The sequence below is a fragment of the Idiomarina seosinensis genome (genome assembly GCF_003987275.1).
In the GTDB taxonomy this organism is placed as follows: Bacteria; Pseudomonadota; Gammaproteobacteria; order Enterobacterales; family Alteromonadaceae; genus Idiomarina; species Idiomarina seosinensis.
Window position 1 is genome coordinate 174,860 of sequence record NZ_PIQF01000002.1, and the last position, 13,681, is coordinate 188,540.

Genomic DNA, 13,681 nt, shown 5'->3' on the forward strand with positions numbered 1-13,681 from the left:
GGAATTAGCTGCTGCTTTATCCGCCATACGGATTACAAAAAATACCTAAGAATGATAAAGAAAACCCACAAAATTTACAAGACAAAAGGCTTGCTGATGGCACTCACTATTAGAAGTTTAATTCTCCCGGCGTGAGGGGGAGGTTAGCGCACGGCGTTCAGGTGCTTGATCAGCTCCTTGTTCAAGAGTGTGTGGCGCCAAGGATGGCGCCACCCAAGCCCCCCAGGGATGGGTTCACGGGCGTCTCTTGAACAAGGAGTGTCAAGCACCAGCCGTGCGTTAACCTCTCCCTCTTGCCGCTTTTCGTAGACACAAAAAAACCCGGCCGGAGCCGGGTTTTTGAACCACAATCTGTTGAAACGTCGAATTAACGCTTCGAGAACTGTGGACGTTTGCGCGCTTTGTGCAAACCAATTTTCTTACGCTCAACCTGACGAGCATCACGAGTAACGTAACCTTCTTTGCGAAGAGGACCACGAAACGCTTCGTCGTACTGCATGAGTGCACGAGTAATACCGTGACGGATTGCACCCGCCTGACCGGTAGTACCGCCACCACTAACAGTGATGTAAAGGTCGAACTTCTCAGTCATTTCAACAAGCTCTAACGGTTGACGAACAACCATTTGAGCCGTTTCACGACCGAAATATTCATCCAATGCACGGTTGTTGATTTGGATGTTGCCGCTACCCGGACGCAAGAATACGCGAGCCGTTGAGTTTTTGCGGCGACCAGTACCGTAGTATTGATTATCTGCCATAATAGTCTTGCTCCGTTATATATCCAGTTGTTTCGGCTGTTGAGCAACATGGTTGTGCTCAGTGCCTGCGTACACTTTCAGTTTACGGAACATGGCACGGCCTAGTGGTCCACGAGGCAACATACCTTTAACCGCTTTCTGAATTACCATTTCAGGCTTCTTAGCAATCAGCTTTTCAAAGCTGATTGATTTGATACCACCCGGAAATCCAGTGTGCGAGTAGTACATCTTGTCCTGAGCTTTGTTACCTGACACGGCAACTTTCTCTGCATTAACAACCACGATATAATCGCCGGTATCAACGTGTGGAGTATACTCAGGCTTGTGCTTGCCGCGTAAGCGACGAGCAATTTCAGTAGCCAAACGACCTAAAGTTTTACCTTCTGCGTCCACTACATACCAGTCGCGTTTTACCGTTTCTGGTTTTGCTACAAATGTTTTCATGATAAAAAACCTAAATCAAAAAGTTCACGGACAGTAATTCCGGGCTTCCCCGCGAATCACAACAATAAATAATGAATAAAATCATTGATTTATCTGCTGCAACCGTTGAATCAATACATTTAACTCAACGGACTGTAACGTGGGCTGCGCGGATTATAGGAAAAATGACACTAAAGATCACGCACTTTTTGCATAAATTTCATTCTATGCTTTGTGTTCGCTCGCCAGGTACTCCTGGCTTTGCATTTCTTGTAAGCGGCTTACGCAACGCCTGAATTCAAAACTTAACTGGCCTTCAGTGTAGAGCTTTTCGATTGGCACTGCGGCAGACATGATTAACTTAACGTTGCGCTCATAAAATTCATCCACTAAGGCGATAAAACGACGTGCGGTGTCGTCGTTATTACGGCCCATCTGTTCGACATTACTAATAAGTACAGCATGATATAAACGACTCACTTCCATGTAATCATTTTGCGAGCGCGCTGTCTTACAAATAGCATTAAAGTCAAAGAACACGACATCGTCACTCTCGGCTCTAACGTCAATATCTCGCCCAAGAATCTCTATCGTGGTGGCGTCATAGCGATCTTTATTTTCAGGAGCGAGCTGCTGAAAGTATTGCCATAAGTTGGCATCAGCCTCTTCATCGAGCGGTGAATGAAAGATTTCGGCTTTACTCAATGTTCGCAGGCGATAATCAACACCGCTATCAACATTAATTACTCGGCAGTGTCGTTTTATTAATTTTATCGCGGGAATAAATCGCTCGCGTTGTAATCCATTTCGGTACAAATCATCAGGAACAATATTGGAAGTAGCGACGAGCACTACGTCATAGGCAAACAGATGTTCGAATAACTTCCCTAATAACATCGCATCGGTTATGTCCTGAACAAAAAACTCATCAAAACAGATAACTCGCGTCTGTTCGGCTATTCGCCTTGCAATTATCGGTAATGGATCTGACTGTTTTTGCAACGATTTAAGTTCTTCGTGAACGCGGTGCATAAAACGATGGAAATGAACTCGCCACTTCTTCTCTAACGGCAAACTGTCAAAAAAAGCATCCACCAAATACGTTTTGCCGCGACCTACCCCGCCCCAAAAATAGAGCCCTTTAGGAGGCGTCGGCTTTGCTGCAAACAAACGCTTCCAGAACGGTCGGTCTAGCTCTTTTTTCCAGATTATCAGTTGCTGGTAAAGGCGCTCTAACTGCTCTACCGCGTGGGCCTGAGCCTGATCATAAGTAAAACCAGACTGATTAAGGTCCTGCTGGTATCGTTGTTTGGGACTTAAGCCTTGGTTAGACACTACCACTTCACCTCAGATCCTATTATCCTATTAGTGTCGGTTAGTTTATCATGTACCATCTTTTCAGCAATCGAGAGCGTGACAAAGCTCACCTCGCAGGAGTATATAATGAGTTGGATTATTGGAGTGCTGTTAGTCATCGTCGGTGCCATTATTGGCTTTTTTGTCGCGCGGTTTTGGCTAAGCTCAAGTTCGTCCGGCGAACTGGAAAACCAAGTAGAGCAGAGCCAGAAACAGCTGGCCGACTACCAACGCGAAGTGGCCGAGCATTTTGCCACTGCTAATGCATTAGTTGAACAACTTGCAGATACCCAGAACAAACTGCAGAACTACCTGAATCAAAGCAGTGAACTACTGCAACAGCATGGCGTTCAGAACGACTTACCGTTTTTCTCTGAAGACACCATGCGTCAGTTACGGGTTGCTAACACCGTCAACAAAGACTATCGCTCTGGGCAACAAACAGATACTGCCGAGCAGCCACCTCGCGACTATACTGAAAAACGTAGTGGCCTGTTCCAGCAAAGTGAAGAAAAAGCGACAGCGCAGGACAATGAAAAAACATCTTGAAACATTTTGACAGTGAACTCATATAAAGAGTCGGCGGTCTGAACCCTCAGTTGTAATAAGTATTTGTACTGTGGAGTAATTAAAATGATGAAAAAGCTGTTGACTCTTTTTACTGTTTTGATCGGTTGTTCTTTTATAAATACCACGCCGGCCAACGCCAGCATTCCATTTTTTGGAGATAGCGACAAAACCCCGACATTGGCTCCTATGCTGGAAGAAGTAACGCCAGCAGTCGTCAATATCTCGGTTAAGGGTAAACGAGAAGTACGGCAACGGATGCCGGATGCACTGCGCTTTTTCTTTGGCCCCAACGCACCCCGCGAACAGGTTCGTGAACGTCCTTTTCAAGGGCTCGGCTCAGGTGTCATTATCGATGCCGAAAAGGGCTACGTAGTCACTAACAATCATGTCATCGATGACGCCACCGAGATTTTAGTCACCTTGAAAGATGGTCGCGAATTTGATGCAGAAGTAATAGGTACTGACGAACGTTCTGACATTGCCTTAATAAAGATTAAAAGTGGCGAAAACTTAACTGCGATCGAACTAGGCAAGTCATCAGACTTACGCGTTGGTGACTTTGTCGTTGCTATTGGTAATCCATTTGGGCTTGGCCAAACCGTTACTTCAGGTATTGTCAGCGCGTTGGGCCGCAGTGGCCTGGGCATTGAGGAACTCGAAAACTTTATTCAAACCGATGCCGCGATCAATAGCGGTAATTCGGGCGGTGCACTGGTGACCCTGGACGGCAAACTAGTCGGAATTAATACCGCTATCTTAGGACCGAACGGCGGTAATATAGGTATCGGCTTTGCAATTCCTTCTGACATGATGAATAACCTGGTCCTGCAGTTAAAAGAGTTCGGGGAAGTGCGTCGCGGAGTGCTTGGCATCCGCGGTCACGATCTAACCCACGACATCGCTCAGGCGCTCAATATTGAAGCAAGCAATGGTGCCTTTGTCGCAGAGTCGATTGCTGGGGGTGCTGCGGATCAAGCGGGCATCAAATCCGGTGACGTTATTCTCTCAGTCAATGGCTCAAAAATCGCTTCATTCTCTGAATTGAGAGCTCTAGTCAGCAGCATGGGCCAGGATAAAGCCGTGACACTGGGTGTGGTTCGTGACGGCGAAGAATTAGAAATTGATGTGGTGCTCGGCTCACAAGATGTTGAAGTCACGGCTGAATCAATTCACCCGGCGCTGCAGGGCGCAACACTTGCTGTCTCTAACGATCCTGCTGGGATTGAAATCACCGACATTGCTGAGAGCTCACCGGCAGCGCGTGTCGGACTTGAAGTCGGTGATATTATCCGTGGCGTTAACCGTAATCCAGTGACTTCAATCGCAGATTTACGCACTATTATTGAGGATTCCTCAGGGGTAATTGCACTAAATCTGCAGCGTGGCGAAAGCTCTTTGTACTTAGTGTTACGCAACGCTGGTTAAATAAGCAAATATTCAATTAGTTACAAATAGGTGACTTCAGTGATAAGCTGACGTCACCTTTTTTAACGGATTAATAATATGAGTTCACCACACGCTATCCTACGATTTCTTATCCAGTCAGTGGGCTTGGGGTTAGTGGTTGCCGCTATTGTTATTATCGTTTTGCCATTTATCGATTCCAAACCAGGTAACGGACTTGAGAACTCAAACTCTGGTGTGCTTTCCTTTAATCAAGCCGTTAGTCGAGCAGCCCCAGCAGTAGTCAATATATACAGTTTAGGTGAAATAGAAGGCTCATATTATCAGCCGCGAGCTGCCCGCGTCTGGCGTTTAGGCTCCGGGGTTATTATGAATAACCGCGGCTATATTTTAACCGCGCAACATGTGGTCGATAATGTTGACCAAATTGAAGTTGCGTTACAAGACGGCCGACGTTACGCCGCACAGCTGATTGGCAGCGATTACTACACCGATTTAGCCGTTTTAAAAATAGAAGCAGACAACCTACCGGTTATCTCAACACCATCGAACCAACCCGTTCGGGTTGGTGACATCGTTCTTGCAATCGGCAACCCCTATAATATTGGCCAGACTATAACCCAGGGAATCATCAGTGCCACTGGAGGTCGGGTTGGGGTCAGTCGAAGTTCCTATTCAGATTTAATACAAATGGACGCAGTAATCAATCAGGGCGCATCGGGCGGTGCATTGGTTAACACTGCCGGGCAATTGGTGGGTATTAATAATGCGCGTTTTAACAGCGCCTTCGGTGACGGCGCCGAAGGAATTTACTTTGCAGTGCCGTATAGCACGGCCAGTGATATTATGGAAACGCTAATTACTGAAGGCAAAGTGGTTCGTGGTTGGATCGGAATTAGTGTCAACAGTAATTACACCGAACAAACACCACAGTCAGGCATACAAGTTACCGCCGTCGACCGGAACAGCCCCGCCGAACAGGCAGGGATAAAGCCGAATGATATTATTACCCGGATCGGCGGGTCTCCCGTTAGCTCAGCATCGGAAGGTATGCGCCAAGTGGTTAACAGCGAGCCGGGTTCTTCGCTCAACGTTGAGTTTTATCGCAACGGCGAACGTATGGAAGTTACCATACAAACCGCCGAACCGCCGCCGGTTTAACTGCGAACCCGAGTAATATCCGCGCCTAATGCAGTCAACTTACTCTCGATTGACTCATAACCACGATCAATATGATAAATTCGTTCGATTAACGATTGTCCTTCAGCAACTAGTGCAGCAATAACTAGCGATGCCGAGGCCCGCAAGTCCGTACACATAACCTCAGCACCGGTTAATTTTTCAACCCCGCTAGTAATTGCAGTATTACCTTCAAGTTCAACTTGAGCGCCCATTCGGCGTAGCTCAGGAATGTGCATAAAACGATTTTCAAATATTGTTTCACGAATCCAGCCGCTGCCTTCAGCAAGACAATTAAGCGCGCAGAACTGTGCCTGCATATCAGTCGGGAATGCTGGGTGCGGTGCAGTAATAATCGTCACGGGCTTGGGCCGTTGGCTGGCTCTCACCCGAATCCAGTCTTCACCAACATCAATCTTAGCGCCAGCTTCGCACAACTTCTTTAACACCGCGTCAAGACACTTAGGGTCCGTATTAAGGCAGGTAATATCGCCCTTGGTAGCAAGACCAGCAACCAAAAAAGTACCAGTTTCGATGCGATCCGGCATCACCGCATAGCCGCCACCTTTCAGTTTTTCAACGCCATAGATTTCGATGGTATCGCTACCAGCACCGCGAATATCGGCACCCAGCGTATTTAGAAAGTTCGCAAGATCGATGACTTCGGGCTCGCGAGCCGCGTTTTCAATAATTGAGCGTCCGTCAGCAAGTGCCGCCGCTGTCATCAAATTTTCAGTGCCGGTTACGCTGACCGTGTCCATTAATATGTGAGCACCCTGCAGCCGGCCATCTACATGCGCTTTAATATAGCCATTCTCAACAGCTATCGTTGCCCCCATCAGTCGCAAACCTTCAATATGTAGGTTTACCGGCCGCGCACCAATCGCGCAACCACCAGGCAAAGAGACTTCCGCCTTACCGGTTCGGGCAAGCAAAGGGCCTAACGCCAGTATTGACGCGCGCATGGTTTTGACTAGTTCGTAGGGAGCCGTCGTACAACTTAGGGATGCCGGCGAAATAGTCACTTCACCATTAGTTAATCCAGAATGTTCAATGCCCAAGGTTTGTAACAGCTTTAAGCTGGTCGACACATCCTGTAGCTGAGGCACATTGGTGATCGTAATAGGTTCGCTACCCGCAACTGACGCTAGTAGAATAGGAAGAGCAGCATTTTTAGCGCCAGAGATAGTGACCTCACCGTGCAGTTTTTGGCCACCATTAATAACAAATTTATCCATCAACTACGCTCGACCTTATGGCATCATTAATTTTTTATCACGATCCCAGGCGTCGGGCGTGTAAGTTTTTATCGATACCGCATGGATTGAGCCATCCGCTATGTATGGCTTTAGCGGGCTGTAAACCAGCTGCTGTCGCTTGACTCGACTAAGGGGCGTAAATACATCTCCGACCGCAATAATATTTACATTTGCGCCATCGATTTTAGCGTGCACTTCAGTTGCACCAATTTCAGTTTTTAGTAGCTGTTCGAGCTGTTCTGCGTCCATCTTGGTTACCCTTTTTCTGACATCAGGCGTTAATAAGACGCTAGCTTAACGAAAGCACGCCCTCAACGCCACTGACTGCAGCAATTTGTTTTAGTTGTTGGTTCGCACCTAAACAATCGAGTGTTTGGGCTTCTCCCGCTTTCACGATTTCTAACAGCAACGCGACACCAGCTGTGTCGACCGACTCAACGTTGCTCACGTCCACCTTAGTGATTGACTGAGTAAGAACCTCGCGCTGCCAGCGCCGCCAGATAGCAGGTATTGATGAACGAGTTAACTCACCCTGCAACCGCAAAACGCCGTCTTGCTGCAACTCAAAGTCTACTTTGCTCTCGCTCATCATTAACCGTTCCTTATGCGGGGACATCCACGTCGTCATCCATAGAAATTGGCTGCTGAGCTTTTTCGTTTAACAGCTCTACCGTTTTATCTATGCCTCGTGAGCGAATAATCGCAGCAATTTCGCTTTGCTTACTGGACAGCAAGCTAACACCTTCAACCACTAAATCATAAGCTTTCCAGGTCTCGTTGCTGTTATCGTAACGAACCCGAAAGTCTAAACGAATGGGAGGACGTCCATTTTCGACAACGCGAGTCTCGACGACAACAGCACGTTCGTCCTTGTCTGCGTTTTTCGGGTTAACGAACTCGACCTCGTGTTTGCTTTCGTCATATTGTGTAAAAGCTCTGGCGTAGGTGGCAACAATATAATCTGTAAAAGCTTTGTAAAAGGCCTGCCGCTGCTCACTTTTAGTGTCTTTAAAGTAGCGTCCAAGCACTTTTTTCGATGCATAGATATTGTCTACATAGGGCATCAGCTCTTCTTTCACAATAGTTTTTAAATGATTTGGATCTTCATCAATCTGGTTGCGCTCAGCTTCGATCCGATTAAAGGTTTTTTCAGCAACCTGTTCCAGTAACCGGTAGGGGTTGTCACTCTTTATCAACTCCGCTGAGGCAGAAAAACTTAACAGCACTGCGCTCATCAATCCTAACAACCAAACTCTCATCGTTAACTCCTTAGCACTTAATCATTACCCTGACTAAACAGGAACTGTCCAATCAGTTGCTCTAACACTAACGCCGATTTGGTGTCTGAGATCGAATCGCCGTCTTCTAACATGCCTACGGTATCGTCAATGAAACCTGGCTGAAGCCCCAAGTATTGCTCGCCCAATAATCCCGAAGTCAGCACCGACAAGGAACTTGTTTCAGAAAATTGATCGTACTCAGCGCTGATTTTCATCTCTACCTTGGGTTCATAATACTCACCTGATAAAGAGATATTACTGACACGGCCAACAACAACACCGCCAACTTTTACCGGGGAGCGCTCTTTCAAGCTGCCAATATTGTCGAACTTGGCATACAAGGTATAGGTCTCGCCTGAAGTAGCGGTATTGCCGCTTGCCGCGCGTAACGCAATAAACGAGAGGGCTAATACCCCCAGTACCACAAAAATTCCGACCCAAATCTGTGTTTTACGTGATTCCATGGTTATTTACCCACCAAACATCAATGCTGTAAGAATAAAATCTAAACCCAAAATAGTTAACGATGCTGTCACCACCGTCGAGGTTGTCGCTGAACTAATACCGGCCGATGTCGGTGTTGCTGTATAGCCTTTGTATAGGGCAATCCAGGTCACTACAAAGGCAAACACTATCGACTTGATAATACCGTTTAATAAATCGTCATACCAATCCACCGACGACTGCATGACAGACCAAAAAGCTCCTTCGTCGACACCTAGCCAACCAGAGCCGACTAAATATCCGCCATAGATACCAACGGCCGAAAAAATCAGCGCCAGGAGCGGCATACTGAAAAAGCCAGCCCAGAATCTTGGTGCTACGACTCGCCGCAGCGGATCAACGGCCATCATTTCCAGACTCGAGAGTTGCTCAGTGGCTCTCATTAGCCCTATTTCGGCAGTTAATGCAGATCCCGCACGCCCGGCAAATAATAACCCGGTAACAACCGGACCGAGTTCTCGTAACAACGACAATGCCACCATTGGACCGAGGCTTTGCTCGGCACCGTAATCCACCAGGATAGTATATCCCTGTAGGCCCAGAACCATGCCGATAAATAAACCGCTGACAATAATAATGAGCAGTGATAGCACACCCAGCACGTAAAGCTGGTGTACGAATAAAGGAAACGACTTTTTCGGCGTTGGCCTGCCGATAATAGCGCCTGTTAACATCGCCAGGGCATAGCCAATACCGGCTAAATTGTCGATAACGTCTGCACCAACTTTACGGAGCCATTCAATCATTGACGACCTCCCAACAAATCTTCGGCGAAGTCATCATCCGAATAATGAAAAGCAACCGGTCCATCAGCCTCGCCATGCAGAAATTGTTTAACGATCGCAGTGTCGTCTTTTAGCAACTGTTTCGGTTCACCCTCAGCTACCACTCGTTTTTCGGCAATAATATAAGCGTAGTCTGCAATACTTAGCACTTCGTCCACATCATGAGTCACTACAATCGAAGTAAGACCAAGCGAGTCATTAAGTGATTTAATCAGTTTAACGATCACTCCCATCGAAATAGGGTCCTGACCCGCAAAAGGCTCATCATACATTATCAACTCAGGGTCCAGTGCAATGGCTCGGGCTAACGCAGCTCGCCGGGCCATACCGCCGGATAACTCAGCTGGCATTAGGTCTCGTGCCCCGCGCAACCCCACCGCTTCAAGTTTCATAATGACAATGCTACGAATAAGAGATTCTGTTAGCTGAGTATGTTCCCGCAGCGGAAAAGCAACGTTGTCGAATACGCTCATATCGGTAAACAAAGCGCCGCTTTGAAACAGCATACTCATCTGTTTGCGCAGCTCATACAGTGGCTTGCGGGCTAACTTCGGGACTTCGGCGCCGGCCACTTTGATACTGCCGGAAGAGGGTTTCAGCTGCCCACCTATTAATTTCAGCAGCGTGGTCTTGCCAATACCACTGGGCCCCATAACAGCAACCACTTTACCTTTGGGCACAGTCAAACTAAGCCCCTCGTATATCGAGCGCGTGCCATGGGCAAAATGAATATTGTTCAGTTCAACGAAATTGCTCACTATCTTTCCTGAATTGACTGTGTAACCAACAAGCTTAGCGTAGTTTAATGGCTACGCGCTAAATCTCGAACCGTAAAAATGTTGCAAAACATATCAGTTAATCGAATCAACCATCGTCATCAATCGTTGCGCAAACTGTTCTCGGTCGGCCTGGCAATGCGAACACAACTGCAGTTGCTCAAATAGCCTCGCCCCATGCACCGAAAAGAAAAGAAGTTGCGCAAACTCTGGATCATTGGTGTCTTGCCTGATTAACTCAAACGTTTCTTTCACATGTCTTTGCAAAGGCTCTAGCAGCTCTGGATTGTTAGCGGCTACCGCTAACATGCCACTGCTGAGCTGCGCGCATTCGGCACCACTGTTTAACGAAGCTAACAAAATACTCTTTAATTCACGGTGTGGATCATCGACGAACTGCTGTCGAAACTGTTCGCGAAGTTGATCAAACTGAATCACCATGCGTTGCAGCATCGCAGCCAGCAGACTGTCTTTATTCTCAAAATGATAAAGCAATCCGCCTTTACTAATACCAGTGCGCTGGCATAAGGCGTCAAACGTTAAATGTGCAGCCCCCTGCTCGGCGACTAACCGTTCCGCCGCATCAATAATTGTATCTCTGTTACTCGGGCGACCGACCATAATGACTCTTGTAATTGCTCAGTTTATAAACCGTCTAGTTGGTATAGTAATTAAAACTCACTAAAAATGCAATATTCTGTTGCCTTTCGCGGTAGGCATTTAGCCTGTTAATGACGTATCATTAAGTTAGAAAAACAGCGTCTGGAACGAATTAATAGATGAAGCAAATCACACACGACTTTACCACTTTAGGTAACGAAGTTCTGAATATTGAGCGCCAAGCCATTGATGGCTTGTATCAGTATATCGATGAACAATTTAATCGGGCCTGTCAGGCGATGTTTGATTGCAACGGGCGTGTCATTGTCATTGGCATGGGAAAGTCAGGCCACATCGGTGGGAAAATAGCAGCCACACTGGCTTCTACTGGTACCCCGGCATTTTTTGTGCACCCTGGCGAGGCCAGTCATGGCGATCTAGGCATGGTTACCGCAAATGATGTTGTTATCGGTATTTCAAACAGCGGAGAAACCGCTGAGATTTTGAATATTTTGCCGGTTATCAAACGGCTTGGAATAACCTTAATCGCGATGACCGGCAATGCTGAGTCGACGCTTGCCAAACTGGCAGATATTCACGTATCAATTCGGGTAGAACAAGAGGCATGCCCGCTGGGCCTTGCGCCTACGGCCTCAACTACAGCGACACTGGTCATGGGCGACGCGCTGGCGGTTGCTTTACTTAAAGCACGAGGTTTTACAGCAGACGACTTCGCCCTGTCTCACCCCGGTGGATCGCTCGGTAAACGTCTGTTATTACGACTCGAAGATATTATGCATACCGGTGATCGGGTGCCTTCACTTTCTGAGAATGCGCTGATTAGTGAAGCCTTATTAGAAGTATCTAGAAAAGGTCTTGGCATGACCGCAATTATTGACGATAACGGTCGTCTGGCGGGCATTTTCACCGACGGTGATTTACGCCGTATTCTAGATAACCGGATTGACGTACACACAACACGAATCAATGAGGTAATGACTCGTTCATGCGTCACTGCCTCGGCTGATATGTTAGCTGCACAGGCGCTTAAGCTAATGCAGGACCGTAAGATCAATGGCTTGATTATTGTTGATCTAGAAGGCCGTCCCGTGGGCGCCATGAACATGCATGACTTACTGCAAGCAGGAGTGGTTTAATGGATACCATCAATACCTGGTACGGCGACATTAAGAGTGAACTGCTGCGGCGATTTAGTAAAGTTGAGTTATTAATTCTGGATGTCGACGGCGTGTTTTCCGATGGTCGTATTTACCTGGGAGACAATGGTGAGGAACTAAAAGCGTTCCACACACGTGATGGGTTTGGCTTAAAGGCACTTGCCAATGCAGGGTTTGAAGTCGCCGTTATTACCGGTCGACAGTCGAATATCGTCCAGCACCGGATGCAGCACCTTAAGGTAAAGCACATTTTTCAGGGGCAGTCGGACAAAACCGTGGCCTATCAGCAATTACTCACTAAGCTAAACTTAGAAGACTCTCAAGTCGCTTATGTTGGTGACGATATTCCTGATCTTGAACTGATTAAACAATGTGGTTTAGGTATTGCTGTGCATGACGCGCACCCTGCCGTGCAACAAGGAGCTGACTACGTTACCGGAAAACCAGGCGGATTTGGCGCTGTTCGCGAAGTATGCGACTTAATCCTCCTAGCGCACGGTCGCTTGCATCAGGCCGAGGGTATTAGCCTGTGAATTGGCGCATTGGCTTTATCCTGCTGGTCTTGTTTAGTGCTGGTATCCTATTGGTTTGGCGACCTTTTACCGACACCAATGAGACGGCAGATAATCGACGTTCACAGATTATGAAGCCTGATTTTACGGCCCAAGGACTGCAGACGCGTTTATTTGAATCCGAGGGAGACCTTGCGCACCAACTAAATGCCGAACAGATGGCGCATTATTTACAAATTGGGTTAACTGAACTGACCAAGCCGGTATACTCAGTATTTACTAATAAAGACGAAGCCACCTGGAAGATTAGTGCTGAACAAGGCACTTTTTATGATGACCAGACACTAATACTAGAACGCAATGTTGAAATAGTCTCATTGCAGCCCGATACTTCTATAGAACGGGTGCTCACTGATTATTTGATCATTGATATGGCCGCAGAGACCATGCGAACGGACTACCCCGTTACCATGTTTGGTCCACAGTTAACTGTACAGGGTGATGGCATGAAAGCCGACCTTTACGCCGAGAAGATGGAGTTAAACAGACATGTTAAAACCGTATTTGATCCTCGCTAGCAGCTTGTTGCTATTTTGCTTAAGCCCGGAGGTCAGTGCACAAGGCGAGGCCGACTTCTCTAAAGCCATAGAAGTAACCGCCGGGCATGAAGAATTAGACATTAAAAACAATCGATTACTACTCACCGATAACGTCATTGTTAAACAAGGCACTTTGCAAATTAAAGCAGACCAGCTTGAAGCTATCCGAGGCCAGGAAGGCGAAGAAGCAGATACTTTTATTGCGGAAGGACAACCGGCGACTTATCAGCAACAATTAGCAGATGGTTCGATGATTCGTGCTCAAGCCGACCGCATCACTTATTTTCAAACGCGCCAACGGCTGGAATTGACTGGGAATGCTGAAATAGCTCAAGGCTCTAGCCGCTCTAGTGGTGAAATCATTACCTATGACTTAGCTGAGCAGAAAGTCTCTGCCAGCGGCGAAGGTTCTGAAAATAATCGGGTAACAACAATATTTAAGCCACGCAAAAAATCAGAATCAGATAACGACACCAATAATGAGGGTGGTAATTAA

General features: G+C 47.1%; 18 protein-coding genes. 7 read left to right on the forward strand and 11 right to left on the reverse strand.

Annotated elements, in window-relative coordinates; all coding sequences use genetic code 11:
* Positions 1-367: 367 nt before the first annotated feature.
* From rpsI to zapE, 3 genes are all read right to left on the reverse strand, one after another.
* Entirely contained in the window at positions 368-760 is a 393-nt protein-coding gene (rpsI, locus tag CWI81_RS07155; RefSeq protein WP_126784629.1) for a 30S ribosomal protein S9, read from the reverse strand.
* 15 nt (positions 761-775) lie between these two features.
* On the reverse strand, positions 776-1,204 hold the full coding sequence (rplM, locus tag CWI81_RS07160; RefSeq protein WP_126784630.1) for a 50S ribosomal protein L13: 429 nt from the start codon (positions 1,202-1,204) through the stop codon (positions 776-778).
* A gap of 204 nt (positions 1,205-1,408) precedes the next feature.
* A complete protein-coding gene (zapE, locus tag CWI81_RS07165; RefSeq protein WP_126784631.1) occupies positions 1,409-2,518 on the reverse strand; it encodes a cell division protein ZapE in 1,110 nt (369 codons plus the stop codon).
* A gap of 108 nt (positions 2,519-2,626) precedes the next feature.
* Here zapE and CWI81_RS07170 point away from each other — a divergent pair, with 108 nt between their 5' ends.
* From CWI81_RS07170 to CWI81_RS07180, 3 genes are all read left to right on the forward strand, one after another.
* Entirely contained in the window at positions 2,627-3,088 is a 462-nt protein-coding gene (locus tag CWI81_RS07170) for a Z-ring associated ZapG family protein (RefSeq protein WP_126784632.1), read from the forward strand.
* An 87-nt stretch (positions 3,089-3,175) separates the two neighbouring features.
* Complete coding sequence (locus CWI81_RS07175) at positions 3,176-4,534, forward strand: DegQ family serine endoprotease (RefSeq protein WP_126785005.1); 1,359 nt, start codon at positions 3,176-3,178, stop codon at positions 4,532-4,534.
* Between the two features lie 78 nt (positions 4,535-4,612).
* Positions 4,613-5,674 carry a trypsin-like peptidase domain-containing protein gene (locus CWI81_RS07180; protein ID WP_126784633.1) on the forward strand — a complete coding sequence of 354 codons (1,062 nt, stop codon included), beginning with the start codon at positions 4,613-4,615 and terminating at the stop codon, positions 5,672-5,674.
* Here the strand turns inward: CWI81_RS07180 and murA are convergent.
* The 8 genes from murA to CWI81_RS07220 form a co-directional block, all read right to left on the reverse strand.
* Positions 5,671-6,930, reverse strand: a complete 1,260-nt coding sequence (murA, locus tag CWI81_RS07185) for a UDP-N-acetylglucosamine 1-carboxyvinyltransferase (RefSeq protein WP_126784634.1) — start codon at positions 6,928-6,930, stop codon at positions 5,671-5,673. The two genes, CWI81_RS07180 and murA, sit on opposite strands and share 4 nt — an antisense overlap.
* A gap of 15 nt (positions 6,931-6,945) precedes the next feature.
* Positions 6,946-7,200 (reverse strand): BolA family protein, encoded by a 255-nt coding sequence (locus CWI81_RS07190; RefSeq protein WP_126784635.1) that lies wholly within the window; start codon positions 7,198-7,200, stop codon positions 6,946-6,948.
* Positions 7,201-7,240: 40 nt separating this feature from the next.
* Complete coding sequence (locus CWI81_RS07195) at positions 7,241-7,543, reverse strand: STAS domain-containing protein (protein WP_241970381.1); 303 nt, start codon at positions 7,541-7,543, stop codon at positions 7,241-7,243.
* 10 nt (positions 7,544-7,553) lie between these two features.
* Positions 7,554-8,210 (reverse strand): ABC transporter substrate-binding protein, encoded by a 657-nt coding sequence (locus CWI81_RS07200; protein WP_126784636.1) that lies wholly within the window; start codon positions 8,208-8,210, stop codon positions 7,554-7,556.
* 17 nt (positions 8,211-8,227) lie between these two features.
* On the reverse strand, positions 8,228-8,695 hold the full coding sequence (gene mlaD, locus CWI81_RS07205; RefSeq protein WP_126784637.1) for an outer membrane lipid asymmetry maintenance protein MlaD: 468 nt from the start codon (positions 8,693-8,695) through the stop codon (positions 8,228-8,230).
* Between the two features lie 6 nt (positions 8,696-8,701).
* Positions 8,702-9,481 (reverse strand): lipid asymmetry maintenance ABC transporter permease subunit MlaE, encoded by a 780-nt coding sequence (mlaE, locus tag CWI81_RS07210; RefSeq protein WP_126784638.1) that lies wholly within the window; start codon positions 9,479-9,481, stop codon positions 8,702-8,704.
* Entirely contained in the window at positions 9,478-10,278 is an 801-nt protein-coding gene (locus CWI81_RS07215; protein ID WP_126784639.1) for an ATP-binding cassette domain-containing protein, read from the reverse strand. Before CWI81_RS07215 ends, mlaE begins: the two co-directional genes overlap by 4 nt.
* 93 nt (positions 10,279-10,371) lie before the next feature.
* Positions 10,372-10,917 carry a TetR/AcrR family transcriptional regulator gene (locus CWI81_RS07220; RefSeq protein WP_126784640.1) on the reverse strand — a complete coding sequence of 182 codons (546 nt, stop codon included), beginning with the start codon at positions 10,915-10,917 and terminating at the stop codon, positions 10,372-10,374.
* Positions 10,918-11,075: 158 nt separating this feature from the next.
* Between CWI81_RS07220 and CWI81_RS07225 the strand changes: the two genes are divergently transcribed.
* Genes CWI81_RS07225 through lptA form a run of 4 tightly spaced genes read left to right on the forward strand, consistent with a single transcriptional unit; the run spans position 11,076 to position 13,681 of the window.
* Positions 11,076-12,053, forward strand: a complete 978-nt coding sequence (locus CWI81_RS07225; RefSeq protein WP_126784641.1) for a KpsF/GutQ family sugar-phosphate isomerase — start codon at positions 11,076-11,078, stop codon at positions 12,051-12,053.
* On the forward strand, positions 12,053-12,607 hold the full coding sequence (kdsC, locus tag CWI81_RS07230) for a 3-deoxy-manno-octulosonate-8-phosphatase KdsC (RefSeq protein WP_126784642.1): 555 nt from the start codon (positions 12,053-12,055) through the stop codon (positions 12,605-12,607). Before CWI81_RS07225 ends, kdsC begins: the two co-directional genes overlap by 1 nt.
* A complete protein-coding gene (gene lptC / locus CWI81_RS07235; RefSeq protein ID WP_126784643.1) occupies positions 12,604-13,164 on the forward strand; it encodes an LPS export ABC transporter periplasmic protein LptC in 561 nt (186 codons plus the stop codon). The genes kdsC and lptC overlap by 4 nt, the downstream gene beginning before the upstream one ends.
* Positions 13,136-13,681, forward strand: a complete 546-nt coding sequence (gene lptA, locus CWI81_RS07240; RefSeq protein ID WP_126784644.1) for a lipopolysaccharide transport periplasmic protein LptA — start codon at positions 13,136-13,138, stop codon at positions 13,679-13,681. Before lptC ends, lptA begins: the two co-directional genes overlap by 29 nt.

Excerpts from the sequence above, each read along its gene's own strand:
- murA (WP_126784634.1), bottom strand. The coding sequence starts at position 6,930 with ATGGATAAATTTGTTATTAATGGTGGCCAAAAACTGCACGGTGAGGTC.
- CWI81_RS07190 (WP_126784635.1), bottom strand. The coding sequence starts at position 7,200 with ATGGACGCAGAACAGCTCGAACAGCTACTAAAAACTGAAATTGGTGCA.
- CWI81_RS07225 (WP_126784641.1), top strand. The coding sequence starts at position 11,076 with ATGAAGCAAATCACACACGACTTTACCACTTTAGGTAACGAAGTTCTG.
- kdsC (WP_126784642.1), top strand. The coding sequence starts at position 12,053 with ATGGATACCATCAATACCTGGTACGGCGACATTAAGAGTGAACTGCTG.
- mlaD (WP_126784637.1), bottom strand. The coding sequence starts at position 8,695 with ATGGAATCACGTAAAACACAGATTTGGGTCGGAATTTTTGTGGTACTG.
- CWI81_RS07195 (WP_241970381.1), bottom strand. The coding sequence starts at position 7,543 with ATGATGAGCGAGAGCAAAGTAGACTTTGAGTTGCAGCAAGACGGCGTT.
- CWI81_RS07220 (WP_126784640.1), bottom strand. The coding sequence starts at position 10,917 with ATGGTCGGTCGCCCGAGTAACAGAGATACAATTATTGATGCGGCGGAA.
- rplM (WP_126784630.1), bottom strand. The coding sequence starts at position 1,204 with ATGAAAACATTTGTAGCAAAACCAGAAACGGTAAAACGCGACTGGTAT.
- CWI81_RS07180 (WP_126784633.1), top strand. The coding sequence starts at position 4,613 with ATGAGTTCACCACACGCTATCCTACGATTTCTTATCCAGTCAGTGGGC.
- lptA (WP_126784644.1), top strand. The coding sequence starts at position 13,136 with ATGTTAAAACCGTATTTGATCCTCGCTAGCAGCTTGTTGCTATTTTGC.
- CWI81_RS07200 (WP_126784636.1), bottom strand. The coding sequence starts at position 8,210 with ATGAGAGTTTGGTTGTTAGGATTGATGAGCGCAGTGCTGTTAAGTTTT.
- mlaE (WP_126784638.1), bottom strand. The coding sequence starts at position 9,481 with ATGATTGAATGGCTCCGTAAAGTTGGTGCAGACGTTATCGACAATTTA.
- CWI81_RS07175 (WP_126785005.1), top strand. The coding sequence starts at position 3,176 with ATGAAAAAGCTGTTGACTCTTTTTACTGTTTTGATCGGTTGTTCTTTT.
- CWI81_RS07170 (WP_126784632.1), top strand. The coding sequence starts at position 2,627 with ATGAGTTGGATTATTGGAGTGCTGTTAGTCATCGTCGGTGCCATTATT.
- rpsI (WP_126784629.1), bottom strand. The coding sequence starts at position 760 with ATGGCAGATAATCAATACTACGGTACTGGTCGCCGCAAAAACTCAACG.